General features: G+C 73.4%; 22 protein-coding genes. 11 read left to right on the top strand and 11 right to left on the bottom strand.

Annotated elements, in window-relative coordinates; all coding sequences use genetic code 11:
* Positions 1-60: 60 nt before the first annotated feature.
* The 3 genes from E5082_RS15000 to E5082_RS14990 all read left to right on the top strand — a co-directional run bounded on the left by E5082_RS15000 (position 61) and on the right by E5082_RS14990 (position 3,866).
* Positions 61-2,001, top strand: coding sequence for a zinc metalloprotease (locus E5082_RS15000; protein WP_135791755.1), 1,941 nt, complete (start codon positions 61-63; stop codon positions 1,999-2,001).
* An 86-nt stretch (positions 2,002-2,087) separates the two neighbouring features.
* On the top strand, positions 2,088-2,759 hold the full coding sequence (locus E5082_RS14995) for a hypothetical protein (RefSeq protein ID WP_135791754.1): 672 nt from the start codon (positions 2,088-2,090) through the stop codon (positions 2,757-2,759).
* 246 nt (positions 2,760-3,005) lie between these two features.
* Entirely contained in the window at positions 3,006-3,866 is an 861-nt protein-coding gene (locus E5082_RS14990) for a Bax inhibitor-1/YccA family protein (RefSeq protein WP_130338584.1), read from the top strand.
* A 73-nt stretch (positions 3,867-3,939) separates the two neighbouring features.
* Here E5082_RS14990 and E5082_RS14985 read toward each other — a convergent pair whose 3' ends face one another.
* Positions 3,940-4,170 carry a DUF4287 domain-containing protein gene (locus E5082_RS14985; protein WP_086690129.1) on the bottom strand — a complete coding sequence of 77 codons (231 nt, stop codon included), beginning with the start codon at positions 4,168-4,170 and terminating at the stop codon, positions 3,940-3,942.
* Positions 4,171-4,298: 128 nt separating this feature from the next.
* Here E5082_RS14985 and E5082_RS14980 point away from each other — a divergent pair, with 128 nt between their 5' ends.
* Entirely contained in the window at positions 4,299-4,580 is a 282-nt protein-coding gene (locus tag E5082_RS14980) for a hypothetical protein (protein ID WP_167514081.1), read from the top strand.
* Between the two features lie 26 nt (positions 4,581-4,606).
* Here E5082_RS14980 and E5082_RS14975 read toward each other — a convergent pair whose 3' ends face one another.
* From E5082_RS14975 to E5082_RS14965, 3 genes are all read right to left on the bottom strand, one after another.
* Positions 4,607-5,389, bottom strand: coding sequence for a hypothetical protein (locus tag E5082_RS14975; RefSeq protein ID WP_135791753.1), 783 nt, complete (start codon positions 5,387-5,389; stop codon positions 4,607-4,609).
* Between the two features lie 295 nt (positions 5,390-5,684).
* Entirely contained in the window at positions 5,685-6,905 is a 1,221-nt protein-coding gene (locus E5082_RS14970) for an acetyl-CoA C-acetyltransferase (RefSeq protein ID WP_135791752.1), read from the bottom strand.
* A 169-nt stretch (positions 6,906-7,074) separates the two neighbouring features.
* Positions 7,075-8,094, bottom strand: coding sequence for an SGNH/GDSL hydrolase family protein (locus E5082_RS14965; RefSeq protein WP_190045334.1), 1,020 nt, complete (start codon positions 8,092-8,094; stop codon positions 7,075-7,077).
* Positions 8,095-8,255: 161 nt separating this feature from the next.
* Between E5082_RS14965 and E5082_RS14960 the strand changes: the two genes are divergently transcribed.
* Positions 8,256-9,647: a cystathionine beta-synthase gene (locus tag E5082_RS14960; protein WP_030814288.1), complete on the top strand. Its 1,392-nt coding sequence runs from the start codon at positions 8,256-8,258 to the stop codon at positions 9,645-9,647.
* 331 nt (positions 9,648-9,978) lie between these two features.
* Here the strand turns inward: E5082_RS14960 and E5082_RS14955 are convergent, their stop codons facing one another.
* Positions 9,979-10,629 carry a LysE family translocator gene (locus E5082_RS14955; protein ID WP_135791751.1) on the bottom strand — a complete coding sequence of 217 codons (651 nt, stop codon included), beginning with the start codon at positions 10,627-10,629 and terminating at the stop codon, positions 9,979-9,981.
* Positions 10,630-10,743: 114 nt separating this feature from the next.
* Between E5082_RS14955 and E5082_RS14950 the strand changes: the two genes are divergently transcribed.
* Both E5082_RS14950 and E5082_RS14945 read left to right on the top strand, forming a co-directional pair.
* Positions 10,744-12,081: an aminotransferase-like domain-containing protein gene (locus E5082_RS14950; protein ID WP_135791750.1), complete on the top strand. Its 1,338-nt coding sequence runs from the start codon at positions 10,744-10,746 to the stop codon at positions 12,079-12,081.
* Positions 12,082-12,228: 147 nt separating this feature from the next.
* The gene (locus E5082_RS14945; protein WP_135787595.1) at positions 12,229-13,071 is read left to right on the top strand and encodes a MurR/RpiR family transcriptional regulator; all 843 of its coding nucleotides are present in this window, start codon (positions 12,229-12,231) and stop codon (positions 13,069-13,071) included.
* Between the two features lie 120 nt (positions 13,072-13,191).
* Here the strand turns inward: E5082_RS14945 and E5082_RS14940 are convergent, their stop codons facing one another.
* The 5 genes from E5082_RS14940 to E5082_RS14920 form a co-directional block, all read right to left on the bottom strand.
* On the bottom strand, positions 13,192-13,563 hold the full coding sequence (locus tag E5082_RS14940; RefSeq protein ID WP_135791749.1) for a roadblock/LC7 domain-containing protein: 372 nt from the start codon (positions 13,561-13,563) through the stop codon (positions 13,192-13,194).
* 23 nt (positions 13,564-13,586) lie between these two features.
* Positions 13,587-14,087, bottom strand: coding sequence for a roadblock/LC7 domain-containing protein (locus E5082_RS14935; protein ID WP_135791748.1), 501 nt, complete (start codon positions 14,085-14,087; stop codon positions 13,587-13,589).
* A 31-nt stretch (positions 14,088-14,118) separates the two neighbouring features.
* Positions 14,119-14,949, bottom strand: coding sequence for a transcriptional regulator (locus E5082_RS14930; RefSeq protein ID WP_135791747.1), 831 nt, complete (start codon positions 14,947-14,949; stop codon positions 14,119-14,121).
* Positions 14,946-15,335, bottom strand: coding sequence for a hypothetical protein (locus E5082_RS14925; protein WP_078858580.1), 390 nt, complete (start codon positions 15,333-15,335; stop codon positions 14,946-14,948). Before E5082_RS14925 ends, E5082_RS14930 begins: the two co-directional genes overlap by 4 nt.
* Positions 15,336-15,531: 196 nt before the next feature.
* On the bottom strand, positions 15,532-16,932 hold the full coding sequence (locus E5082_RS14920; protein ID WP_135791746.1) for a type III PLP-dependent enzyme domain-containing protein: 1,401 nt from the start codon (positions 16,930-16,932) through the stop codon (positions 15,532-15,534).
* 146 nt (positions 16,933-17,078) lie between these two features.
* Here E5082_RS14920 and hutU point away from each other — a divergent pair, with 146 nt between their 5' ends.
* From hutU to hutI, 4 genes are read left to right on the top strand one after another with little or no spacing between them, the layout of a single operon-like run.
* Complete coding sequence (gene hutU, locus E5082_RS14915) at positions 17,079-18,743, top strand: urocanate hydratase (protein ID WP_135791745.1); 1,665 nt, start codon at positions 17,079-17,081, stop codon at positions 18,741-18,743.
* A 59-nt stretch (positions 18,744-18,802) separates the two neighbouring features.
* Positions 18,803-20,005 (top strand): allantoate amidohydrolase, encoded by a 1,203-nt coding sequence (locus E5082_RS14910; RefSeq protein WP_135792109.1) that lies wholly within the window; start codon positions 18,803-18,805, stop codon positions 20,003-20,005.
* Positions 20,002-21,339, top strand: coding sequence for a formimidoylglutamate deiminase (locus E5082_RS14905; protein ID WP_135791744.1), 1,338 nt, complete (start codon positions 20,002-20,004; stop codon positions 21,337-21,339). Before E5082_RS14910 ends, E5082_RS14905 begins: the two co-directional genes overlap by 4 nt.
* A 47-nt stretch (positions 21,340-21,386) precedes the next feature.
* Positions 21,387-22,562 (top strand): imidazolonepropionase, encoded by a 1,176-nt coding sequence (gene hutI / locus E5082_RS14900; RefSeq protein WP_135791743.1) that lies wholly within the window; start codon positions 21,387-21,389, stop codon positions 22,560-22,562.
* A 37-nt stretch (positions 22,563-22,599) separates the two neighbouring features.
* Here the strand turns inward: hutI and E5082_RS14895 are convergent, their stop codons facing one another.
* Positions 22,600-24,132, bottom strand: a complete 1,533-nt coding sequence (locus E5082_RS14895; protein WP_135791742.1) for an RICIN domain-containing protein — start codon at positions 24,130-24,132, stop codon at positions 22,600-22,602.
* Between the last annotated feature and the right edge of the window lie 177 nt (positions 24,133-24,309).

Here is a 24,309-nt window from a genome sequence, read left to right as displayed (position 1 = left end):
GCGGCCATGCCGGGGGGAAGCGCGGCGGTGAGGCGGCATCGATGTGGGGGGAGACCACGGATGACGGTGCTGGGAAACGGCACGACCACGCTGTACGACACCGGACCGCTGCCCGGACCAGGTGGCTGGCCGGTGACGTACGAGCAGGTGGCGACCGGCAGCCTGCCGGCAGCCGGGGTGCCGGCCCGGCCCGTCCCGCGGCTGAGCGCGGGGCTGCGGCTGCACGGTGAGTACCAGGGATCGGGCTTCACCGAGCCCAAGTACATCGCCCGTCGGGGGGACGGGCAGGTAGTGCAGCTCTCACGCCTGCTGTACCTGGTGGCGTCGTCCGTCGACGGGGTCCGCGACGACGACACGATCGCCCACCGGGTCAGCGCCCGCTTCGGCCGCGAGGTCAGCGGGGAGAACGTCCGCTACCTCGTGGAGAACAAGCTCGACCCGCTGGGCGTGACGGTCCCGGAGGGTCAGGAGAGCGACGAGGTCGACGCCCCGCGCTCCGACCTGCTGCTCGCCCTCAAGGGCCACCGGGTCATCTTCGACGAGCGGCGCACCGCCCGGATCGCCAGGTCGCTGGCCTGGCTGCACCGGCCGGTGGTGGTCGCGGCGGTGCTGCTGGCGGCCGTCGTCATGGACGTCTGGCTGTTCGGCTTCTTCGGCGCGATCGAGCCGGTGCTGGAGGTGCTGGACCAGCCGGTGCTCATCCTGCTGGTCTTCGTGCTCACCGTGGCCTCGCTCGTCTTCCACGAGTTCGGCCACGCCTCCGCGTGCCGGTACGGCGGGGCGAGACCCGGCTGCATCGGCTGCGGGATCTTCCTCATCTGGCCGTCGATGTACACCGACGTCACCGACGTCTACCGGATCGGCAAGGGCGGGCGCATCCGCACCGACTTCGGCGGGGTGTACTTCAACGTCGTCTTCATGCTGGCCATGGCCGGCGCCTACTTCGCCACCGGGGAGCAGTTCTTCCTGGCCGCGGTATACCTCGGCCACTTCGAGATCCTGGAACAGCTCATGCCCGCCGTCCGGCTGGACGGCTACTACATCCTGGGCGACCTCGCGGGCGTCCCGGACCTGTACGGCAAGATCAGGCCGATCCTGCTCTCCCTGGTGCCGGGGGAGCGGGGCCGGGCGGCCCGCCAGGAGGTCGCGGGGCTGAAGAAGTCCGCGCGCACCATCGTCGCCACCTGGGTGCTGACCATGGTGCCGCTGATCATCGGCGAACTGGGCTACGGGCTGTGGAACCTGCCCCGGATCATCAGCACGATGATCCGCTCGCTCACCGAGCAGATCACCGGCACGGGATCGGCGTTCGCGGCGGGGGACGTGCTGCCCGGCCTCGTCGGGGTGCTCGGCACGCTGATGCTGCTGATCCCGATGGCCGGTGTCCTCTATCTCTCGGTGAAGATCGGCGGCCGGCTGTTCCGGCTCGCCAAGCGCTCCACGGCCGGGCGGCCCACCCTGCGTGTCGCACTGTGCGGGCTGCTGCTCGCCGGGCTCGGCGGGCTCGCCTACGCCTGGACGTCCGGGGTGACCCCGCAGCCGCTGCCGAAGAAGCCGCCCATCGCGCCGATCCTCCAGCCGGGGGTGCCCACCACACCGCCGCCGTCCCCGGACGCCTCGGTGCCGGGCGCCGGTCCGGAGGGCACCTCCGGCGGGCCGGGCACGGCCTCCGGAGACCCCTCGGTCTCACCGGGAGCACCGGCCAAGGGCAGGCCGGGGGACCCGAGCGCCGGGGCCTCGGCGGATGCCTCCGCCTCCGCGCCGCAGCCGTCCGCCGCCTCCTCGACGGCACCGGACAAGCCGACGCGCGGCGAGGACGGGCCCGGGCAGAGCGAGACCAGCGGCCCGGCCGCGGGCGGCGATCCGTCCCCGCAGCAGCCGCCGCCCCCGGTCACGGAGACGTCGTCGGTCCCGTCGGAGAGCGCCACGCCGACGGCCTCGACCGCGCCCACGACGCCGCCGCCCACCAGCGATCCACCGGCCCCGGCGTCCACGCCCTGACCCGTCGCGGCTCCCCGGCCCGGCCGCGTCCGTGCGTGTGCCGGGCCCCTTCATCAGCACGTCCTTCATTCCTCGGGAGAGAATCCATGAGCAGTCACCGGAAACCACGCAGCAGTCCGTTCAACGGGCGGGCCGTCCGTACCGTCCTTCTCGCCGCCGGTGCCGCGGGCGTGGCCACCGCCGTTCCGGCGCACGCCGCGACCGGGCCCGCGCGGTCGGCCGCGGTGGTGTCGGACAGCGTGTTCACAGGCGCCAACCGGCTCCACCACACCCAGGCCCGCGACTCCTTCACCATCCGCCAGTTCGGCAAGGTCGACGCGACCTCCGTCCGTAACCAGGCCCGCGCGGTCTCCACGGGCTGCTCGGTGGACGACCACTGCCGCTCGGTCGCGCTGTCCTTCCAGATCGTCACGGTCGCCGGGGACGCGCACCACCTGAAGGCGGTCAACGTCAGCGACGCGGCGAACAAGTACTGCGACGGCTGCCAGACCCTGGCCGGCGCCTACCAGTTCGTCGTCTCCACGCCCCACGCGCTCACCCTGGACGCCGGGGCCCGGCGCCGGCTGGCCGACGTCCACCGCAGGCTGGACGTGCTGACCCGGTCCACGCTGCCCGCCACCGAGCTGCAGAAGCGGGTGGACGCCCTCGCGGCCGAGGTGAACGGCGTCCTGAAGGAAGCCGTGGCCAAGGCGCCCAAGGGCACCGAGAAGCCGGACGTCACCCTGCACCGCCGACTGGACGGCTGGCCGGGCCACTGACCCCGGTCTGACCGTCCCTCCCCGGCCGGCCGCCGGTTCCCGCGAGCGCCTCCCGCGGGGGACCGGCGGCCGGCCTCTTCCGCGGGGGCCTGCGCATATAAAAGGACCGGGCCGGGAACATGGCTTCCGCGTGGTGCGTTGGTCAAGCACGGCGAAGGAAAGATCCTCCTTGAGGAGCACTGACGATCCTTTGCCAATCCATTACTCTTGAGCCAAGGCTGCGCACGGCAGCCATGGAGGAGTGAAATGAGGAGCAGCAACCCGGTCTTCTCGCGCCGAGGGTTCGGCCGCGACAACGGCTACGCAGGCTTCGACACCGCACCGCAGGCCGGGTACGCGCAGGGCAACCCGTACGGCCAGAACCCGTATGCGCAGAACCCCTACGCGCAGACCACCGTCGGCCAGGGTGCCCCGCCGCAGGCGCCGCCGGCGGCCGGCCGGATGACGATGGACGACGTGATCGTCCGCTCGGCGACCACGCTGGGCGTCGTCGTCCTCGGCGCGGTGCTCGCCTGGGCCCTGCTGCCGGTCTCCACGACCAGCTTCGGCCTGGCCTTCGGGTCCGCGATCGTCGCCATGGTCCTGGGCCTGGTGCAGAGCTTCAAGCGCAAGCCGTCGCCCGCGCTGATCCTGGGATACGCGGCCTTCGAGGGCGTCTTCCTCGGGGTCATCAGCGAGATGTACAACAGCCGCTGGAGCGGCGCCCCCTTCCAGGCGGTGCTCGGCACCATGGCCGTCTCCGCCGCCACTCTGCTGGTCTACAAGGCCGGCTGGATTCGCGTCACCGCCCGGTACGCCCGGATCGGCATGGCCATCGCCCTGGCGTTCGTACTGGCCATGGTGGTCAACCTGCTGCTCGTCGCGTTCGGGGTCGCCCCGGACGGCGGTCTGCGCGGCATGGGCCCGCTGGGCGCGATCGTCGGCGTCATCGCCATCATCCTCGGCGCGTTCTTCCTGACGCTGGACTTCAAGCAGATCGAGGACGGCATCGCCTACGGCGCGCCGCGCGAGGAGTCCTGGCTCGCCGCCTTCGGACTCACCGTGTCCCTGGTCTGGATCTACCTGGAGATGCTGCGCCTGGTCGCCATCTTCAGCAACAACGACTAGCGCCCCCGGCGCGACGGAGGGCCCCCGGTGCACACGCGCCGGGGGCCCTCCGTCATGTGCGGGGCCGGGCCGGTCAGCCCAGCTTCCGCGCGGCCCTCCTCAGGTCGTACTCGTGGATGATCGCCTTGGCGTGGCCGTACGCGAGGTTGTGCTCGTGACGGAGCCAGTTGACCTTGTCCTCGAAGCGGAAGAGGGACGGCCCCTCGTCGACGGTGCGCAGCCAGTCGGTGACTTCGCGGCCGGTGCAGTGCGGGATGCGGGCGAGCAGGTTGCGGTGGGTCTCCTCGGAGAAGACTTGGGACATCGGCGCCTCCGGACACAAGGGAAAATAAGGCCGGTCCTTCAGGTCACCGTGCCCGAGCACGGGCCGCTTGGCAACAGTGCCCGCGTTACGCTCGGCCCGTGCTGGATACGACGCCCCTGACCAAAGCAGTGGAACTCTTCGCCGACCGGCTGCGGGCCGCCCCGCAGAGCCGGCTGCAGCGCGGCGCGGCCGCCGAGGCGCTGGCGGTGGCGCGCGAGCTGGCCCGGCGGGCGCAGGAGCTGGAGGAGCCGGGCAGTGAGCCGCGGGAGATGCCGGACGCCGGGATGTTCGCGGCGGCCGACCAGATCACGGTGGCCGGGCACGACCTGGCGCTCGCGCTCCAGGACGAGGACCAGCTCGCGGAAGCCGTCGAGCTGGTCGAGGAGGCCCGCAAGCGGGCCGGTGTCTGAGGTGCGAGGCGTCTTCGGGCGCCCGGCTAGAGCGAGGCGATGACCCGGTCGGCGAGGACGTACACCGTCTCCTCGCCGCAGGCGAAGGTCAGGGTGAAGGCGCCGGAGATGCCCGAGCCGCCCAGCAGGCAGGGGGCCTCGCCCTCCTGGAGCGCGGCGGCCAGCCGTTCCGCGGTCTCGCGGTGGCCCGGCGTCATGCACAGCGTGGTGCCGTCGGCGAAGACGTAGACGTCGAGCGTGCCCAGCGGGCCGGGGCGGACGTCGGCCAGGGCGGTGCCCTCCGCGGAGAGCCGCTCCAGGATGGTGACGGCGCGGTCCTCCTCGTCGCCGACCGGCGACTGCACGGGGACGAAGTCCGGGTGCGAGGGGTGGCGGCGGCGGGCCGCGGCCAGCTCGGGGGAGTCGCCGGCGAAGTCGTCGGGCTCGGTGGCCGGCTCCGACACCGGCTCCAGGCCCGCGAAGTCGGACGGGCGGGGCAGGAACGTATCGGCGTCCAGGCCGTACAGCGGGGGCGGCGCGTCGGAGAGGTCGCGGACCTCCTGCGCGGCCCAGAAGGCGCGGGCCTCGGCCAGCTCGCGCTCCCGCTCCTCGGCGAGCGCGGCTGCCACGGCCTCGCGTATCTCCTCCGCGTCGGCGGTGGTGCGGGCCGCGGGCAGCAGTGCGCGGATCTCGGCCGCCTGGTTCGCGGCGAGCTGGGTGTGCAGCTCGGCGATCTGGCGGCGCAGCCGCAGCACGGTGCACAGGACGGCGACGCCCACGGCGCCCGTGGCGGCCGTGGTGAGCAGCAGGGCGATGGACATGGCGCTCACTGACGTACTCCCAGGTTCAAAGTCGACCCCCGACTTCCTACCTCAGCTTGAAGGGTGGACTGACCGCCTGTCAGTGCGTAACGTCACGAAACGGACAGGCTTTTGGCCCCGGCGGCCTCGGGTGTCACTCGGGCCCCGGCATTGACCTGCATCGATCCCCCAGTGAGCGAGATAGGTCACACCCTGGGGGAGATTGGATCACAAAACGGCCCAGAACCAGGGGGCTTTACCGGGTTCTGGGCCGTTCGCGACCGACCGTGCGGAGACGGTCACCGAGGGTCGATCAGGAGAGGTCTCAGCTGAGGCGCTCGATGACCATGGCCATGCCCTGGCCGCCGCCGACGCACATGGTCTCCAGACCGAACTGCTTGTCGTGGAACTGCAGGGAGTTGATCAGCGTGCCGGTGATGCGGGCACCGGTCATGCCGAAGGGGTGGCCGACCGCGATGGCGCCGCCGTTGACGTTCAGCTTGTCCAGGTCGATGCCCAGCTCCTGGTAGGAGGGGATCACCTGGGCGGCGAACGCCTCGTTGATCTCGACCAGGTCGATGTCGCCGACACCGAGACCGGCCCGGCTCAGCGCCTGCTTGCTCGCCTCGACCGGGCCGAGGCCCATGATCTCGGGGGAGAGGCCGGAGACACCGGTGGAGACGATGCGCGCGAGCGGGGTCAGGCCCAGCTCGCGGGCCTTGGTGTCGCTCATGATGACCAGGGCCGCGGCGCCGTCGTTCAGCGGGCAGCAGTTGGCCGCGGTGACCAGGCCGTCGGGGCGGAACACCGGCTTCAGGCCCTCGACACCCTCCAGGCTGACGCCCGCGCGCGGGCCGTCGTCCTTGGCGACCACGGTGCCGTCGGGCAGCGTGACCGGGGTGATCTCGCGCTCCCAGAAGCCGTTCTTGATGGCTTCCTCGGCGAGGTTCTGCGAGCGGACGCCGAACTCGTCCATCTCCCGGCGGGTGATGCCCTTGAGCCGGGCCAGGTTCTCGGCGGTCTGGCCCATGGCGATGTACGCGTCCGGGACCAGGCCGTCCTCGCGCGGGTCGTGCCAGGTGGTGCCCTCCTGCTCGGCGACGGCCGCGGTGCGGGCCTCGGCCTCGGCGAAGAACGGGTTGCGCGTGTCCGGCAGGCTGTCGGAGTTGCCCTTGGTGAAGCGGGAGACCATCTCCACGCCGGCGGAGATGAAGACGTCGCCCTCGCCCGCCTTGATGGCGTGCAGCGCCATCCGGGAGGTCTGCAGCGAGGAGGAGCAGTAGCGGGTGATCGTGCAGCCCGGCAGGTGGTCCATGCCCATCTGCACGGCCACGATCCGGCCGAGGTTGTTGCCCTGCTCGCCGCCGGGCAGGCCGCAGCCGAGCATCAGGTCGTCGATGTCCTTCGGGTCCAGCTCGGGGACCTTGGCGAGTGCCGCCTGGATGATCGTGGCGGTGAGGTCGTCCGGGCGCAGGTCCTTCAGGGAGCCCTTGAAGGCGCGGCCGATGGGGGAGCGGGCGGTCGACACGATGACGGCTTCGGGCATCACGGCTCCAGAGGCTTGCGGGAGTTCGGGCAGGGCCGAGTCGGAAGTTACCCGTACGTATGGTCCGGGTCACCGGTGCGGCGGTGTGACACTGGCCGCAATTGTCTAAGCGCTTGCTTGGCCAGTGTCATTCCCGTCCGGCGTCATTCCCGTCAGGACGGTGTGCCCTTCAGGACGGTGTGACCGGTTCTGTCTCCCGCACCCGGCGGCGCCGGCGCCGCTTGAGCAGCGCCCACGGGCCGCGCGGGCCGGTCGGCATCGCCGCCGCGACCTCCGTACCCGCCTCCGACGCCGCCTCGGCGGCCGCGCGGGCCACCGGCAGGAAGCCCTCCCGGCGCGAGGCGTCCGGCGCCTCCTCCTCGGCCGGCCACAGGCCGAGCGTCGCGCAGAGGGTGGGCAGTACGGCCATCGCCGCCGTCGCGTACCCCTCCGCCGACGGGTGGTAGTGGTCCGGGCCGAACAGCTCGCGGGGGTTGGCGGCGAACTCCGGGCCCAGCAGATCGCCCAGCGACACCGTCCGGCCGCCCTGCTCCACCGCCCCGATGGTCTGCGCCGCCGCCAGCTGCCGTGAGGCGCGCCGGGCCAGCCAGCGCAGCGGCTGCCGCACCGGCTCGATGGTGCCGAGGTCGGGACAGGTGCCGACGACCACCTCGGCACCGGCCGAGCGCAGCCGTCGTACCGCGGCCGACAGGTGCCGGACCGAGCGGGTGGGCGGGATGCGGCGGGTGACGTCGTTGGCGCCGATCATGATCACGCAGATGTCGGGCGCGGTGATCGGGGCGGCCAGCACCAGCGCCACCTGACGTTCCAGGTCGTCCGAGGTGGCGCCCGGCAGGGCGACGTTGCGCAGCGACACCGGCCGCTCCGCCACCGCCGCCAGGCCCGAGGCCAGCAGCGCGCCCGGTGTCTGGCCCGCCCGGTGAACGCCCTGTCCGGCGGCCGTGGAGTCGCCCAGCATCGCCAGCCGCAGCGGGGGCTCGCCGAAGCGCCCGTACCCCGCGCCGTACACACCGTCCGCCAGGGGTACCCGGCCGGTGGCGCCGCCGTTGTTCACATGGCGCCGCGCCATCCGCATCTCCGTCAGCAGCAGTCCGACGGCGGCCGCGCCCACCAGTCCGATCCCGCCCCCGCCGTACGCCGCCCCGGCCGCGATGCGCCGGGCCACTCTCGCCCTCGACAAGCTCGTCATGCGTCGCCGCCACCTCCTCGTAGCCGTACCCACTCCTTGCCCCGTACGGCATGTGCGCCAATCTCCACACTGAGTGAAGGCCCGTCCGCATTCCCTCCCACTGGCCGTAGGCTGGCACAACCACGACGACCACAGTTTTTTGCAAGCAACCGGAGACAACGGTGCATTTCCACGACTCGATGATCAGCCTCGTCGGCAACACCCCGCTGGTGAGGCTCAACAACGTGACCGAGGGCATCCAGGCCACCGTCCTGGCCAAGGTGGAGTACTTCAACCCCGGCGGTTCCGTGAAGGACCGCATCGCGCTGCGCATGATCGAGGCGGCGGAGGCGAGCGGGGAGCTGAAGCCCGGGGGCACGATCGTCGAGCCGACCAGCGGCAACACCGGTGTCGGGCTCGCCATCGTGGCGCAGCAGAAGGGGTACAAGTGCATCTTCGTGTGCCCCGACAAGGTCAGCATGGACAAGATCAACGTGCTGCGCGCGTACGGTGCCGAGGTCGTGGTCTGCCCCACCGCCGTGGACCCCGAGCACCCGGACTCGTACTACAACGTGTCCGACCGGCTGGTCCGTGAGACGCCGGGCGCGTGGAAGCCCGACCAGTACTCCAACCCGAACAACCCCGCCTCGCACTATCACTCGACCGGCCCCGAGCTGTGGGAGCAGACGGACGGGAAGATCACCCACTTCGTGGCGGGCGTCGGCACCGGCGGCACCATCTCCGGCACCGGCAACTACCTGAAGGACGCCAGCGGCGGCAAGGTCAAGGTCATCGGCGCCGACCCGGAGGGCTCCGTCTACTCCGGCGGCTCGGGCCGCCCGTACCTGATCGAGGGCGTCGGCGAGGACTTCTGGCCCACCGCCTACGACCGGAACGTGGCCGACGGCATCGTGCCGGTCTCCGACAAGGACGCCTTCCAGATGACCCGCCGCCTCGCCAAGGAGGAGGGCCTGCTGGTGGGCGGCTCCTGCGGCATGGCGGTCGTCGCCGCGCTGCGCGTCGCCGAGGACCTCGGCCCGGACGACGTGGTCGTCGTCCTGCTCCCGGACAGCGGCCGCGGCTACCTGTCGAAGATCTTCAACGACGAGTGGATGGCCGACTACGGCTTCCTCGAGGACGAGGGCCCCAGCGCCCGCGTCGCCGACGTGCTCAAGGACAAGGCCGGCGGCGTCATCCCGTCCCTGGTCCACATGCACCCGGAGGAAACGGTCGGCCAGGCCATCGAGGTGCTGCGCGAGTACGGCGTCTCGCAGATGCCGGTCGTGAAGCCGGGCGCGGGTCACCCGGACGTGATGGCCGCCGAGGTCGTCGGCTCGGTCGTGGAGCGCGAGTTGCTGGACGCGCTGTTCTCCCAGCGGGCCTCGCTCGGCGACCCCCTGGAGAAGCACATGTCGGCCCCGCTGCCCCAGGTCGGCTCCGGCGAGCCGGTGGGCGACCTGATGTCCGTGCTCGGCGCGGCCGACGCGGCGATCGTCCTGGTCGAGGGCAAGCCGACCGGCGTCGTCAGCCGCCAGGACCTGCTGTCCTTCCTGGCCAAGGGCGGGCTGCACTAACGCGTTTGACCGGGCCGTGGTCCAACCGGCACGAGCGTGTCACGTGCGCGCAGCACGTGCTTAACACGGGCCCGGCACAGTGGTGGGTGCCGGCAGGGCGGTGGGGGTACCTCCCAGGCATTGAGCACTGGGGGAGGCTCCCCGCCCCGGCCGGCGCCGAACGGCGCCCAGGAACCTCCGGAGCGGCTCCCGGACCTCCCACGGCGCCTCGGACGCGCACGGGCCTGACCCGACCCGCGTCCTCCGCGGGGACCGCCGTCGTCCCGCCCCCCTTCACCGGGGGTGCGGCGGTCCCCGCGGATGTTTTTCACAGGGCTTTTCCGCGGGGGCCTCACCTCGTGGCGCTCGGACCCGACGTGTCCGTCGCCAAGGTGAGGGCCAGCGCCCCCAGTACCGTCCCCATCGCGTACCGCTGGATCTTCAGCCAGGACGGGCGGCGGGACAGGAACGTGGCGATCGTGCCGGCGGCCAGGACGATGGCGAGGTTGACCGCCACGCTCACCGCGATCTGGCAAGTGCCCAGGAGGAGGCCCTGGGTGAGGATGTGGCCTCGGTCCAGGGAGACGAACTGGGGGATCAGGGACAGGTACATGATGGCGATCTTCGGGTTGAGGAGGTTCGTCATCAGGCCCATCGTGAAGAGCCGGCGCGGGGAGTCGGGGGGCACCTCGCGCGGGGCGAAGACCGAGACGCCGCCCGGCCGGAGCGCCGACCAGGCCAGGTACGCGAGGTATCCCGCGCCGGCCAGCTTCACCGCCACGTACAGTTCCGGCACCGCGAGGAAGAGCAGCGAGAGGCCGAGGTTGGCCGCCAGCAGGTAGGCCACGAAGCCGAGGGCGACCCCGCCGAGGGAGATGAGCCCGGCGCGTCTGCCCTGGGTGATGCTGCGGGAGACCAGGTAGATCATGTTCGGGCCCGGTGTGAGGACCATCCCGAGGGCCACCACCGTCACTCCGAGGGCAGCGCTCGGCTCGATGAGCATGGAAGGTCCCCCCGTTGGGTGCGTGAGCGGTATTGCCTTGAGGCTATGAGCCGTCAACTCTCGGTGCAATAGCCGCTATTGTTCTCGGGGCAATGTCGTGGGAGGGGGCCCGGAGTGAGCGATTACCGGAGCGTGGCCGACGCGGTGGCCGCGGAGATCCGCAGCGGAGCCCTCCGCCCCGGTGACCGGCTGCCCCCGCAGCGCACGTTCGCCCGGCGGCACGGCATCGCGGACTCCACCGCCACCCGCGTCTACCGTGAACTCGCCCGCCGCGGCCTCACCGTCGGCGAGGTCGGGCGGGGCACGTACGTCCGCGCCGGAGCCCAGGCCGCCGCCCCCGCCCTCACCGAACCGGCCGCCGCCCGAGTCGATCTGGAGCTGAACCACTCCACCCTCCCCGGCCATGCCGCCCTCCTCGCCGAGGGCCTCGCCCCGCTCACCCGCCCCGACATCCTCGGTGACGCCCTCCGCCCGGTCGGCGCCGCCGGCACCCCCGCCGCCCGCGAAGCCGCCGCCGACCTGCTCGCCCGGGGCGGCTGGCACCCCGACCCCGGCCAGGTGCTCTTCGCCGGGAACGGCCGCCAGGCCGTCTCCGCCGCCGTGGCCGCCCTGGTCCCGCCCGGCGGCCGGCTCGGCGTGGAGGAGCTGACGTACCCCGTCATCCGCACGGTCGCCGCCCGGCTCGGCGTCACTCTCGTACCGCTCGCCATGGACGACGAGGGGCTCGTCCCCGGCGCCGTCGAGCAGGCCCACCGGCGCGCTCCGCTGCACGCCGTCTACACGCAGCCGACCCTGCACAACCCGCTCTCGCTCACCGCCCCGCCCGCCCGGCTGGCCGCGCTCGCCGAGGTGCTGACCCGGCTGGACCTCCCCGTGGTCGAGGACGCCGTCTGGGGCTTCCTGCGTGGCGAACTCCCGCCCTTCGCGGCCCTGTTGCCCGACCGGACCGTGCTCGTCGACAGCCTCTCCAAGCGCGTCGCCCCCGGCCTCACCCTCGGCTTTCTTGTGGCACCCCCCGCCCGCACCGACGCCCTGGCCGCCTCGCTGCGCTCCGGCGGCTGGACCCCGATGCGCTTCGCCCTGGAGGTCATGCGCCGCTGGCAGCGCGACGGCACCGCCGACAGGCTCGCGGCGGACAAGCGGCGGGACGCGGCCGAACGGCAGGCGCGCAGGGCCCGGCGGCTCGACGGGTTCGACGTGCGCGGGGACGCGGCCGCCTACCACTGCTGGTGGCGGCTGCCCGAGGGCTGGCGCGCGGACACCTTCGTCGCCGCCGCCGCGCGGCACGGCATCGCCGTCGCCCCGGCCGCCGCCTTCGCCGTACGCCGCGACAGCGCCCCGCACACGGTACGGCTCGCCCTCGCCTCCCCGCCCGCCGACGTGCTCGGCCCCGCCCTGGACACCCTGGCCGGTATCGCCCGGTCCGCGCCGGAGGATCTGCTGGCCGACTGACGGGCCGCCCGCCGCGCTGTATAAAGGTATGCAAGGGCTATCGCGTCTGAATAGGCGACGGTGCCCGACCCTGCCCCGGCGCTGTACCCTCCGTACTTTCCGCGCGGGGGCGTCCAGGACCCGACGACATCTGGAGGGGAGCGCGGCATGAGCGCGAGCGACAGCCCAGCGAACCGGTTGCAGGCGCTCTTCGAGGGGCACCGGCTCACGCCCACCCAGCGCCGGATCGCGCACAGCATGGTGCGCCGCGCCGCCGACGTGCCGTTCCTGTCCAGCGTGGAGCTGGCCGAGCTGGCCGGGGTCAGCCAGCCCTCCGTCACCCGGTTCGCGGTCGCCCTCGGCTTCGACGGCTACCCGGCGCTCCGCCGCCATCTGCGTGAGGTCGTACCCGCCGAACCTGCCGCGGACAACGGCGCGTTCAACGAGTACCAGCAGGCCGTCGAGGCCGAGATCGAGAACCTGCGCCACCTCGCCGAACTCCTCGCCGACCCCGCCCCGGTCGAGCGCGCGGGGCGGGTCCTGGCCGCCTCCCGCCCGCTGCTGGTGCTGGGTCTGCGCGCGGCCGCCCCGCAGGCGTTCGGCTTCGCCTACTTCGCCGCCAAGGTCCACCCCGACGTCCGGCTGCTCGACGAGGGCGGCTCGATGGTGCAGGACCGCATCGACGCCGCCGTACGGGCCGGGGCGTCCGCGCTGCTCTGCTTCGCCCTGCCCCGGCACCCGCGCGAGGTGCTGGACACCCTCGCGTACGCCAGGGAGGCCGGGCTGACGATCGTCACGGTGGCCGACTCCGCGTTCGCGCCGGTCGCCAAGTACTCCGACCTGCTGCTGCCCGCCGCCGTCGGCACCGGGCTCGCCTTCGACACCGCGTGCGCGCCGATGCTGCTGGGCCGGGTCCTGCTGGAGGCGCTGTGCGACGGGCTGCCCGACGCGCAGGCCCGGCTGGAGGAGTTCGACGCGCGGGCCTCGGCCCGAGGGCTCTTCGTGGAGTGACCGGCGCGCTCTTGAGGCCCGTCTCCGGTTGCCTCATGCGCGCGAACGTCGGACACGGTGGCGCGGCGGGCGACGCGGCCCCCGGCGGGGCCCGCCGCCGTGCCACGGCGTCGGGGTGGCTCAGACCTCCAGGTCCTGCTCGATGCGCTTCAACTGGTGCCGGGCCATGGCCAGGTTGGCCCGGCCGTCCAGCACCAGGTAGAGGAACAGGCCGTTGCCGCCCCGGCCCTTGAGCAGCCGGATCAGGTGGTACTGGTCGCTCAAGGTGATCAGGATGTCCTCGATCTCGGCGTTGAGCCCCAGGTGCTCCATGGTGCGCATCTTGGCGCGGATCACGTCGGTGTTGCCCGCGGCGGCGACGTTCAGGTCGAACGTCTTGCTTCCGCCCAGCGTGCCCAGCGCCATGCCGCTGGTGTAGTCGACGAGCGCGACGCCGCTGGCACCCTCGATGGAGGTGAGCGCCTCTTTCAGTGCCGTTTCGGTGTTCGCCATGGTTCTGCTGTCCTTTCGGAGGTTCATCTCTCGGTTGCGGTAGGTGTTTCGGTGACCGTGGCCCGCGGGGTGCGGGTGGCGGCGCGGGTACGGGCGGGCGCGGGCCGGGCGGGCCGCTCCGGCGGGCGGCGCCGCGCCTCGGCCTCGGCGGCGTCGAGCAGCTCCCCGACACGGGCGCCGGCCCGGCGGCCCTCCAGGTGCAGCCGCCCCACGTTGACCCGGTCCTGCGCGAGCAGCGTCAGTACGGCGGTGCGCCCGGCCGCGTAGGTGGCGACATAGCCGCGCTCGCCGCGCACCAGCAGCTCCCGGAAGCCGCCGTTGCCGGTGGCGTCGGCGAGCCGGACGGCGACGCCCAGTGAGGCCGCGGTGAGCGCCGCCAGCCCGTCGGGGTCGATCCCGGGCGTGTCGTGGGCGACGACCAGGCCGTCCACGCCCGCCGCCAGGGCGCCGGTGAGCTGGGGTACGCGGGTGCGCAGCCGCCGCAGCTCGTCCACCACGGCGGCCAGGTCCGATTCGGGCAGCATCAGCTCTCTCCTCTCGGCGGGCGGTTGCCGTTCAAAGCGCCTCCAGCGCATTCCTGAGCCTCTTCAGCAGCGCGATGTCGGGGTCGGTGACGGTGAGCGGGGCGGGCGGGTGGAACCCCGCGGGCGGCGGGTCGGGCGCGGTCGGCACCGGCATCGGCGCCAGCAGCCCGTCCGCGGTGAGCCGCCGTACGTCCACCAGGGTGTGGAACGCCTGGCGTCCCAGGTCGTGGGCGATCCGCAGCGCGGTACGGGCCCCGTCCACCCGCTCCAGCACCGCCCGGCGGCGGGGCGGGACCTGGGCCGCGCCCGCCGGGTCGGCCCGGATCAGCGGGGCGCTGTCGGCGGCCGGGTCGGGCCAGAGCCGGTGCAGCAGCAGGCGCCGGCGCAGCGTCTCCCGCTCCAGCGACACCACCGGCACCGAGGGCAGCGGGCCCAGCCGGGGCGCGCCGTCGTAGCGGAACCGGCCCGGTGTGCTGCTGGGCGCCAGGGCGAAGTACCCGGCGTCGTACAGCGCGTCCAGGTGGCACAGCTCCAGCGCGCCCTCGGGGAGCAGCCCGGCGTCGAGCAGCAGGCGGGCAGCGTCCGCGGGGCTCGTGGAGTGCTCGGTGGCGCGCCGCCAGGCGGTGGCCGCGAGGGTGCCGTGGGCCGTGAGGAGCACGCCGAGGCCGGGGGCGAGCGGACTCTCGGCGTGCACCACTCTGCCCTGGGCCAGGTAGAGCGTGCCGTGCTCGCGGACGAGGACGCCGGTGGCCTCTTCCTCCGCCAGCCGTCTGAGCATCGGGGACAGGGCGCCCGCCGCCACGTCGCGCTGGTCGCTCCGGTCCCGCACGGGCAGCGGCGGGGGTATGTCCACCACGGTCATCCCAGCACCAGCCGGTCGGCCATCTCGCCGAGCCTGATCCGGGCGAGGGCGAGATTGCCCTCCGCGCGACCCACCCACAGATGGAGGAAGACGCTGCTGTCGAAGGACGTGTCCACGAACCGCAACAGGTGATAGCTGTCGTGGTTGCTGACGATCACGTCCTCGACGGGCGGCCGCCCGTCCTCGCTCTCACCGGCGGAGAAGGCGCCGTGCTCGGCGGCCAGCCGGGCCAGTTCGGCGGCCTCGGCGGCCGTGGTCTCGTGGTCACCGCCGGGCGCCTCGCCGACCGTCCCGAGGGCCAGTCCGCTGGTCCAGTCCACCAGCGCCGCCCCCCGGGCGCCGGGCAGCCGCATGGCTTCCAGTAAGCATTCGTCGATTCCGGGCACCGTGGGCTCCCCTCCCCGCCTGGGTCTCCGGCTCAGTGACACTGACACTACGCAACGTGTGCGTGGCGGGTGAGGGCTTTGGCATTTTCCGTTGGAACGTGCGTCCGGCGCACTATCGTGGGCCGATTGGCACTGTGTTGCGCGGAAGTCGGGCCCTTTGTCCGTGGGCCTTTGTCCTCCGCGTGGACGTGCGGTGTCAACGGCTCCCGGGCGCGTCCAGCGTGGTGAGCGCGTCCGCGTGCGCCCCTCCGGACTCGGCCACGATCTCGGCCACCGTCTGCGGCTCGCGCACCACCGCGAACTCCACGCCCCCGGCCCCGTCCGGCACGAAGCCGTAGATGCCGGGCCGGGCAAGGGAGTTGTACGAGTAGTGGTGGGCGAAGTAGTAGGCCCCGGTGTCCAGCACGGCCGCCAGGTCGCCCTGCTCCAGCGCGGGCAGCGAACGCCCCTCGGCGAGCAGGTCCCCGGAGAAGCAGGCCGGCCCCGCCACGTCCTGCACCACCTCCGGCCCGGTCTTGGGCAGACCCTCGGCGTCGTACGCGGCGACCCGCAGCGGCCACTGCGCGGGGGCGTACACCGTCCGCGCGGCCACCTGCACGCCCGCGTGCGTCACCGCGATCCGCCGGCCGCCCGCGCTCTTGGCGTACTCCACCCGCGCCAGCACCGTGCCGTGCTTGGCCAGCAGCGACCGGCCGAACTCGGTCACCAGGCCGTACCGCCCGTCGAACAGCCCCGGCACCTCGGCGGCCAGCAGCCGGGCATAGTCCGCGTACGCTGGCGCGGTCGCCTCGGCCGTGAAGTCGACCGGCAGCCCGCCGCCGATGTCCAGGGTGTCGATCTGGCGCCGCCCGGCCCGCTCGTTGACCTCCTCCGCCAGCGCGTACGCCTCCGCCACGCCCCGCGCCATCAGCGGCAGCGGGATGCCCTGCGAGCCGGTGTGCGCGTGCAGCCGGGTCAGCCAGGGCCGCTCCAGGTACGCCCGCACCACCCACTCCCTGGCCCCCTCGTCCAACAGCGCCACCCCGAACTTCGAGGTCGGCGTCGCCGTGGAGGTCGCCCCGATGGTCCCGCCGCCCACCTGCGGATTCACCCGGATGCCGAGCGGGGACCGGGTGGACCCGGCCGCCATCAGGGCGTCGATACGGGCCAGCTCCTGCGGGTTGTCCGCGTTGACGGCGACCCCCAGCGCCAGCGCCTCGCGCAGCTCGCCGGGCGTCTTGGCGGGGGAGTCGAGCACGGTCCGCGAGGCGGGCACCCCGGCCGCGCGGGCGAGGGCCAGCTCGCCGGGGCTCGCCGCTTCGGCGCCCAGGCCGGCCGCGTGCAGCAGGCTCAGCACGGGGACCAGCGGGGCCGCCTTCACCGCGAAGGCGTGCAGCACCGGGGTGCCCGGCGCCACCACCGCGTCGAACGCCGCGCGCAGGGCAGCCGCCGACTCCCGGATGCCCGCCACGTCCAGCAGGGCGGCCAGCGGCGCGTCCGGCCCGAGCAGGCCGCCGGTCACGGCGCCTCGCACGGCGGCGTCCCGCCGGGCGACACGCGCGGCGGCCTCCCGCTCCCGCGCGTCGGTGCCGTCGTGCTCCACGGTCTCCTGTGCCACGGTGTGCCCTCGTCCCTCTCGCTCGCCCGCGTTCACGGTTCCAGCCAAACATTCCCGACGCGCGGGCGATGGCACCCGGTACCTATTGACTAGCTCTATTCACGACTGGACTATGTGAATAGAGACAGCAACAGGAGGAGCACACGATGTCGGGACCCCGCCCCGTACGAGCACCGCGCGGCACGGAACTGAGCGCCCTGGGCTGGCAGCAGGAAGCCGCCCTCCGGATGCTCCAGAACAACCTCGACCCCGAGGTCGCCGAGCACCCCGACAAGCTCGTCGTCTACGGCGGCACCGGCAAGGCCGCCCGTGACTGGCGCTCCTTCGACGCCATGGTGCGCACGCTGCGGACGCTGAAGCAGGACGAGACGATGCTCGTCCAGTCCGGCCGCCCGGTCGGCGTCATGCAGACCCACGAGTGGGCGCCGCGCGTCCTCATCGCCAACTCCAACCTGGTCGGCGACTGGGCCAACTGGGAGGAGTTCCGCCGCCTGGAGGCCCTCGGCCTCACCATGTACGGCCAGATGACCGCCGGTTCCTGGATCTACATCGGCACCCAGGGCATCCTCCAGGGCACCTACGAGACCTTCGCCGCCGTCGCCGCGAAGAAGTTCGGCGGCACCCTGGCCGGCACCATCACCCTGACCGCCGGGCTCGGCGGCATGGGCGGCGCCCAGCCGCTCGCCGTCACCATGAACGACGGCGTGGCCATCTGCATCGACGTCGACCCCCGCGCCATCGAGCGCCGCATCGAGCACAAGTACCTCGATGTGAAGGCGGACAGCCTGGAGCACGCCCTCCAACTCGCCACCGAGGCCCGCGACGCCCGCCGCCCGCTCTCCATCGGCGTCCTCGGCAACGCGGCCGAACTGGTCCCGCAGCTCCTCGCCATGAGCGCCCCCATCGACATCGTCACCGACCAGACCTCCGCGCACGACCCGCTGGCCTACCTCCCGGTCGGCGTCGACTTCGAGGACATGGCCGACGCCGCCGCGAAGGACCCGGCCGGGTTCACCACCCGCGCCCGCGAGTCCATGGCCCGGCACGTCGAGGCGATGGTCGGCTTCATGGACGCGGGCGCCGAGGTCTTCGACTACGGCAACTCCATCCGCGGCGAGGCCCAGCTCGCGGGCTACGACCGCGCGTTCGCCTTCCCCGGCTTCGTCCCCGCCTACATCCGGCCGCTGTTCTGCGAGGGCAAGGGCCCCTTCCGCTGGGCCGCGCTCTCCGGCGACCCGGCCGACATCGCCAAGACCGACCGTGCGCTGCTGGAGCTGTTCCCCGAGAACGAGTCCCTCGCGCGCTGGATCAAGATGGCCGGCGAGCGGGTGCACTTCCAGGGTCTTCCGGCCCGGATCTGCTGGCTCGGGTACGGGGAGCGGGACAAGGCGGGGGAGCGGTTCAACGACATGGTGGCCAGCGGTGAGCTTGCCGCTCCGCTCGCCATCGGGCGTGACCATCTCGACTGCGGGTCCGTCGCGTCGCCCTACCGCGAGACCGAGGCCATGCTGGACGGGTCCGACGCCATCGCCGACTGGCCGCTGCTGAACGCCATGGTCAATGTGGCTTCCGGGGCCTCCTGGGTTTCCATCCACCACGGGGGCGGTGTGGGGATGGGCCGGTCCATCCACGCCGGGCAGGTCAGTGTGGCGGACGGGACCGCGCTGGCGGGGGAGAAGATCCGGCGGGTGCTGACCAACGACCCCGGGATGGGTGTCATCCGGCACGTGGACGCGGGGTACGACATCGCGGAGTCCGTTGCCGAGGAGCGGGACGTCCGGGTGCCCATGCGTGAGGGTGGCGACGCGTGAGGCACGGCTCCGCGGTGGGGGCGGAGGGGGCCTCCCCCCGTGCGGCTTCCTTCCAGGAGATGTGGGCCGAGCTGCTTCCCATCGGGCGCAGCTCCGCCTCCGGAGGGTACCGGCGTCACGCGTGGACCTCCGCCGACGCCGAATGCCGGGCCTGGTTCCAGGAGCAGGCCGAGGCGCGCGGGCTGGCCTACGAGGTGGACCGGAACGGGAATCAGTGGGCCTGGCTCGGTGACCCCGCCGACGGGGATGCCGTCGTCACCGGGTCGCATCTGGACTCCGTGCCCGACGGTGGGGCCTTCGACGGCCCCCTGGGAGTCGTGTCCGCCTTTGCCGCGCTGGACGAACTCCGGTTCAGGAACGCCACGTTCGACCGGCCCCTCGGGATCGTCAACTTCGGGGACGAGGAAGGGGCCCGGTTCGGACTGGCCTGTGTGGGGTCGCGGCTGGCCGCCGGGCAGCTCACCGTCGAGCAGGCGCATCTGCTGACCGACGGGGACGGGATCAGCCTGCCCAAGGCGATGGCGGCCGCCGGTCACGACCCCGACGCCATCGGTGCCGACCCCGAACGCCTCGCCCGTATCGGCGCGTTCGTAGAGCTGCATGTCGAACAGGGCCGCGCGCTGGACCTGTCCGGCGACCAGGTCGGCATCGCCAGCTCCATCTGGCCGCACGGGCGCTGGCGGTTCGACTTCCGGGGCGAGGCCAACCACGCCGGCACCACCCGGCTCGTGGACCGGCGCGACCCCATGCCGACCTATGCCGAGACCGTGCTGGCCGCCCGGCGGGAGGCCGAACTCGCCGGTGCCGTGGCCACGTTCGGCAAGATCTCCGTGGAGCCCAACGGGGTCAACGCCATCCCCTCCCTGGTGCGGGGCTGGCTGGACTCCCGCGCCCCCGGCCAGGAGGCGCTGGACACGGTCCTCGCCGGGATCACGCGGGCCGCGCGGGAGTACGCCGACGCCCACGGCATCGACCTGGACGTGGCCCGGGAGTCCTTCACCCCGGTCGTGGAGTTCGACCACGCCCTGCGCGACGAGCTCGGCCGCCTGCTGGGCCGGGACACCGGGCTGACGGTGCCCGTGCTGGGCACCGGCGCCGGGCACGACGCCGGGATTCTCTCCGGGAGCGTCCCGACCGCCATGCTGTTCGTACGCAACCCCACCGGGGTCTCGCACTCCCCGGCCGAGTCCGCGACCGAGGACGACTGCGTGGCCGGGGTGCGCGCCCTCGCCGACGTACTGGAAGGACTGACCCGCAGGTGACCCAGGGAACCTACTGGTTGGAGCACGCCTGGCTCGGCAGCAATGTCGAGCCGGGGGTGCTCGTCGAGGTCGCGGACGGCCGTACCACCGCCGTCCGCACCGGCACGCCCGCCCCGCCGCCCGGTGCCGAGGTCCTGCGCGGCCTCACCCTGCCCGGCCTCGCCAACGCGCACAGCCACGCCTTCCACCGGGCCCTGCGCGGCACCGTCCAGGTCGGCTCCGGGACTTTCTGGACCTGGCGCGAGGTGATGTACTCCGTGGCCGACCGGCTGACCCCGGACACCTACCACGCCCTCGCCCGCGCGGTGTACGCCGAGATGGCCCTCGCCGGGATCACCTGCGTGGGGGAGTTCCACTACCTCCACCACGCCCCCGGCGGCACGCCCTACGCCGATCCCAACGCCATGGGCGAGGCCCTGATCGCGGCCGCCGCCGAGGCCGGCATCCGCATCACCCTCCTGGACACCGCCTACCTCTCGGCGGGCTTCGGCGAGCCCCCCAACCGCCATCAGCTCCGCTTCTCCGACGGCACCGCGGACGCCTGGGCGGAGCGCTGTTCAGTTCTCAAGGCACAGGATCACGCGCGGATCGGCGCGGCCGTTCACTCCGTACGGGCCGTGCCCGCCGCCCAGTTGACGACCGTCGCGGGCTGGGCCCAGGAGCGGCGGGCCCCGCTGCACGTCCACCTCTCCGAGCAGACCGCCGAGAACGACGCCTGCCTCGCCGCGCACGGCGTCACCCCGGCCCGGCTGCTCGCCGACCACGGCGTGCTCGGGCCGCACACCACCGGTGTGCACAACACCCACCTGACCGGCGAGGACATCGCCCTGCTCGGCGGCTCGGGCACCGGCACCTGCATGTGCCCCACCACCGAACGCGACCTGGCCGACGGCATCGGGCCCGCCGCCGCCCTGCAGAGCGCGGGCTCCCCGCTCTCCCTCGGCTCCGACAGCCACGCCGTCATCGACCTGCTCGAAGAGGCGCGCGCGATGGAGCTGGACGAGCGGCTGCGCACCCGCACCCGCGGCCACTGGACCGCGGCCGCGCTGCTGCGCGCCGCCACCGAGGACGGACACGCGGCGCTCGGCTGGCAGGAGGCGGGCGCCATCGAGCCGGGACGCCTGGCCGACTTCACGACCATCGCCCTCGACTCGGTCAGGACGGCCGGACCGCCGCCCCGGCTAGGCGCCGAGACAGCCGTATTCGCGGCGAGCGCGGCGGACGTCCGGCACACGGTCGTGGGCGGCCGCCAGGTCGTACGGGACGGGGCGCACACGCGTGTGCCCGATGTGCCCTCGGCCCTCGCCGACGCGATCGGCGCCCTGCGCGACTGACCCCCACCGGCACCCCCACCGGCACGACTGAGGACACCGAGCACACCATGAGCAGCAGCACCGCCATCACCAACATCGCCACGCTGGTCACCAACGACCCCTCCCTCGGTGACAATTCCCCTCTCGGACTCATCCAGGACGCGGCCCTGGTCATCGACGGCGAACGCGTCGTGTGGGCCGGTGAGTCAAGCAAAGCACCCGCCACCGACAATCACCTCGACGCCGGTGGGAAGGCGGTCCTGCCGGGCTTCGTGGACTCCCACTCGCACCTGGTCTTCGCGGGGGACCGCACCGCCGAGTTCAACGCCCGCATGTCCGGCCGCGCCTACAGCGCCGGCGGCATCCGCACCACGGTCGCCGCCACCCGCGCCGCCTCCGACGCGGAGCTGGAGGCCAATCTCGCCCGCCACCTGGCCGAGGCGCTCCGCCAGGGCACCACCACGATGGAGACCAAGTCCGGCTACGGCCTCACCGTCGAGGACGAGTCCCGCGCCCTGCGCCTCGCGGCCGCCCACACCGACGAGGTGACCTACCTCGGTGCTCACATCGTCGCCCCCGAACTGGCCGAGGACCCGGCCGCGTACGTCGCCCTGGTGACCGGGGAGATGCTGGACGCCTGCGCCCCGCACGCCCGTTGGATCGACGTGTTCTGCGAGAAGGGCGCCTTCGGCGCCGACCAGGCCCGCGCCATCCTCACCGCCGGCCGCGCCAAGGGCCTGCACCCGCGCGTTCACGCCAACCAGCTCTCGTACGGCCCCGGCGTCCAGTTGGCCGTGGAGCTGGACGCGGCCAGCGCCGACCACTGCACCCACCTCACGGACGCCGACGTGGACGCCCTGGCCGGCGGCAACACGGTCGCCACGCTGCTGCCCGGCGCCGAGTTCTCCACCCGTGCCGAGTGGCCGGACGCGCGCCGTCTGCTGGACGCGGGGGTCACGGTGGCGCTCTCCACGGACTGCAACCCCGGCTCGTCGTACACCTCGTCCGTGCCGTTCTGCGTGGCGCTCGCGGTGCGGGACATGGGGATGACCCCGGACGAGGCCGTGTGGGCCGCCACGGCGGGCGGGGCCGCGGCCCTGCGCCGCACCGACGTCGGCCGTCTCGGCCCCGGCGCCCGCGCCGACCTGGTCCTCCTCGACGCGCCCAGCCACGTCCACCTGGCCTACCGTCCCGGCGTCCCGCTGGTCGGCGAGGTGTGGCGGAGCGGCGTCCGGGTGGCCTGACCGGCCCGGTGCCCTCCGCGCGCGGGCCCCGTCCCCGTCAGCGGGCTCCCGCCCGCCACCGCTGCTCCCGCCCGCCGTCCAGGGGCCGCAGTTCCACCCCGCCACCGCCGTCGGGCACCAAGGCCGTCTCGATGGCGATGCCGGGCCGGATGGTTCCGTCGGGGTCGACCGTGAAGCGGAGGTTCTGGCCGTTGCTGCCGTTGACCGAGTCGCAGGCCCAGATGCCCACGCCCCGGTCGACGTCGCCCCGGCTGTCCAGGCAGAAATCGGAGTCGGCGGCCGAGCGGACGACCCCCAGGTCGCTGTCGACGCTCCAGCGCTGGGCGGGCGAGGACGTGCAGGGAGCGGTGATGACGTCGGTGCCCTTGTCGAAGTCGCCGTCGCGTACGTCCAGGCATAAGCCGGTGGCCAGATTCACCACCTGGGCGTAGGCGGCGCCCGGCGCCGGAGGCGGCGGGGGCGCAGGCGTGGGGGAGGGCCTGGGCTCGCGGTGGGTCGGCCGGGGTGCCGGACGGTGCGAAGTCCTGCTCGGAGAGGGGGACTTCGCCGTCCGGGACGGGGTGGGGGAGGCGACGGGCGAGGAGGAGGACGTCGCCGTGACCGTCACCCGCGGGGGCGCCGGGTTGGCCACGGGCTGTCCGGGGGAGTCGTCGGTGCGCAGGAGCAGGAACCCCAGGAGCGTCACGAGGCCCGCGCCCAGGACCACCGCGGCCGGCAGATAACGCCGCCGCGGTGGCCGGTTCCGGCGGGGGGCGGGCCCTCCGGGCGCCGTGGCCGGTGCGGGGCCGCCTCGGTGGGCGTATGCCGTGCCGCCCCAGGGCAGCAGCCCCTCCGCGAGGGCCTGCCGCGGGGCGTCCCGCAGCGCGCTCAGGTCCTCGAACGCGGCCGTGCAGCAAGGACATCGGGCCTTGTGCGCGTCCAGGTCGACGCTGCGGCGGGGCCGCTCCGGCCGTACCGCCTCCTCGATCAGCCGGCGGAAGTCGGCGCAGCGCGGGTCGTCGGACGCGGCCAGCCGGTGGCGCAGACACGCCTGGGCCAGCGCCTGCAGGGCTTGCGAGGTGCCGTGGGCGACAGCGGCGGGGGCGAGGCCGAGGTAGGCGGCGGTCCGCTCCTGGGCCTCCTCCTCCAGGACGCCGTACCAGACGAGGCCCTGGTCGCGGGAGGGCAGCGCCTGGAACGCCGGGAGCAGGGGCGGGGTCGGACCCTCGGGCGCGGCAACGGAATTGAGCACCAGCAGCAGACTTGGATCGAGGCCCGCCGCCCGCTCGTCGCGGGCCCAGGAGGCCGCGGCCCGCCCCGCCAGGAGCAACAGGTGGTGGCGCAGCGGCACGTTCGGCTCGATGCCGCGCGCCGTGTCCCGGGCGGCCTCGGTGAGGGCCTCGGCCGCCAGCCTGCGGGCGGTGGACTCGCCGGTGGTGCACAGGCGGGCGTAGGCGAGTACCGCCGGCTGGTGGCGGCGGCGCAACTCCTGGAGCGCCGGGTACGCCGTCTGGGTGGGGGCGCGCAGCAGTTCGGTGAGCCGCGCGTCCGGCGTGTCCTGGACGTCCTTGTCCGGCTCGGGCTGAGCCATGCGCACCCTCCGTCCCCTGGGGTTCTGACATACCAGTCAGTCGGGGGGCCCATGGTGCTGGAGGGGTGCGGTCCGGGAAAGGGGTTACTTCAGGTAACACATAACGGTTCGCGCACCGGCGGCACGGAAGAGGCGGCCCGGCATCTTCGGCCGGGCCGCCTCACGCGTACGGGAAAG

The organism is Streptomyces griseoluteus (genome assembly GCF_004784465.1).
Taxonomy (GTDB): Bacteria; Actinomycetota; Actinomycetes; order Streptomycetales; family Streptomycetaceae; genus Streptomyces; species Streptomyces griseoluteus.
The sequence above is the reverse complement of the archived record's forward strand: the minus strand, read 5'-3'. Positions and strand labels throughout refer to the sequence as shown.

Coding starts and splice junctions, on each gene's coding strand:
- E5082_RS15000 (WP_135791755.1), top strand. CDS start 61: ATGACGGTGCTGGGAAACGGCACGACCACGCTGTACGACACCGGACCG.
- E5082_RS14995 (WP_135791754.1), top strand. CDS start 2,088: ATGAGCAGTCACCGGAAACCACGCAGCAGTCCGTTCAACGGGCGGGCC.
- E5082_RS14990 (WP_130338584.1), top strand. CDS start 3,006: ATGAGGAGCAGCAACCCGGTCTTCTCGCGCCGAGGGTTCGGCCGCGAC.
- E5082_RS14985 (WP_086690129.1), bottom strand. CDS start 4,170: ATGTCCCAAGTCTTCTCCGAGGAGACCCACCGCAACCTGCTCGCCCGC.
- E5082_RS14970 (WP_135791752.1), bottom strand. CDS start 6,905: ATGCCCGAAGCCGTCATCGTGTCGACCGCCCGCTCCCCCATCGGCCGC.
- E5082_RS14965 (WP_190045334.1), bottom strand. CDS start 8,094: ATGACGAGCTTGTCGAGGGCGAGAGTGGCCCGGCGCATCGCGGCCGGG.
- E5082_RS14955 (WP_135791751.1), bottom strand. CDS start 10,629: ATGCTCATCGAGCCGAGCGCTGCCCTCGGAGTGACGGTGGTGGCCCTC.
- E5082_RS14945 (WP_135787595.1), top strand. CDS start 12,229: ATGAGCGCGAGCGACAGCCCAGCGAACCGGTTGCAGGCGCTCTTCGAG.
- E5082_RS14940 (WP_135791749.1), bottom strand. CDS start 13,563: ATGGCGAACACCGAAACGGCACTGAAAGAGGCGCTCACCTCCATCGAG.
- E5082_RS14935 (WP_135791748.1), bottom strand. CDS start 14,087: ATGCTGCCCGAATCGGACCTGGCCGCCGTGGTGGACGAGCTGCGGCGG.
- E5082_RS14930 (WP_135791747.1), bottom strand. CDS start 14,949: ATGACCGTGGTGGACATACCCCCGCCGCTGCCCGTGCGGGACCGGAGC.
- hutU (WP_135791745.1), top strand. CDS start 17,079: ATGTCGGGACCCCGCCCCGTACGAGCACCGCGCGGCACGGAACTGAGC.
- E5082_RS14910 (WP_135792109.1), top strand. CDS start 18,803: ATGTGGGCCGAGCTGCTTCCCATCGGGCGCAGCTCCGCCTCCGGAGGG.
- hutI (WP_135791743.1), top strand. CDS start 21,387: ATGAGCAGCAGCACCGCCATCACCAACATCGCCACGCTGGTCACCAAC.
- E5082_RS14895 (WP_135791742.1), bottom strand. CDS start 24,132: ATGGCTCAGCCCGAGCCGGACAAGGACGTCCAGGACACGCCGGACGCG.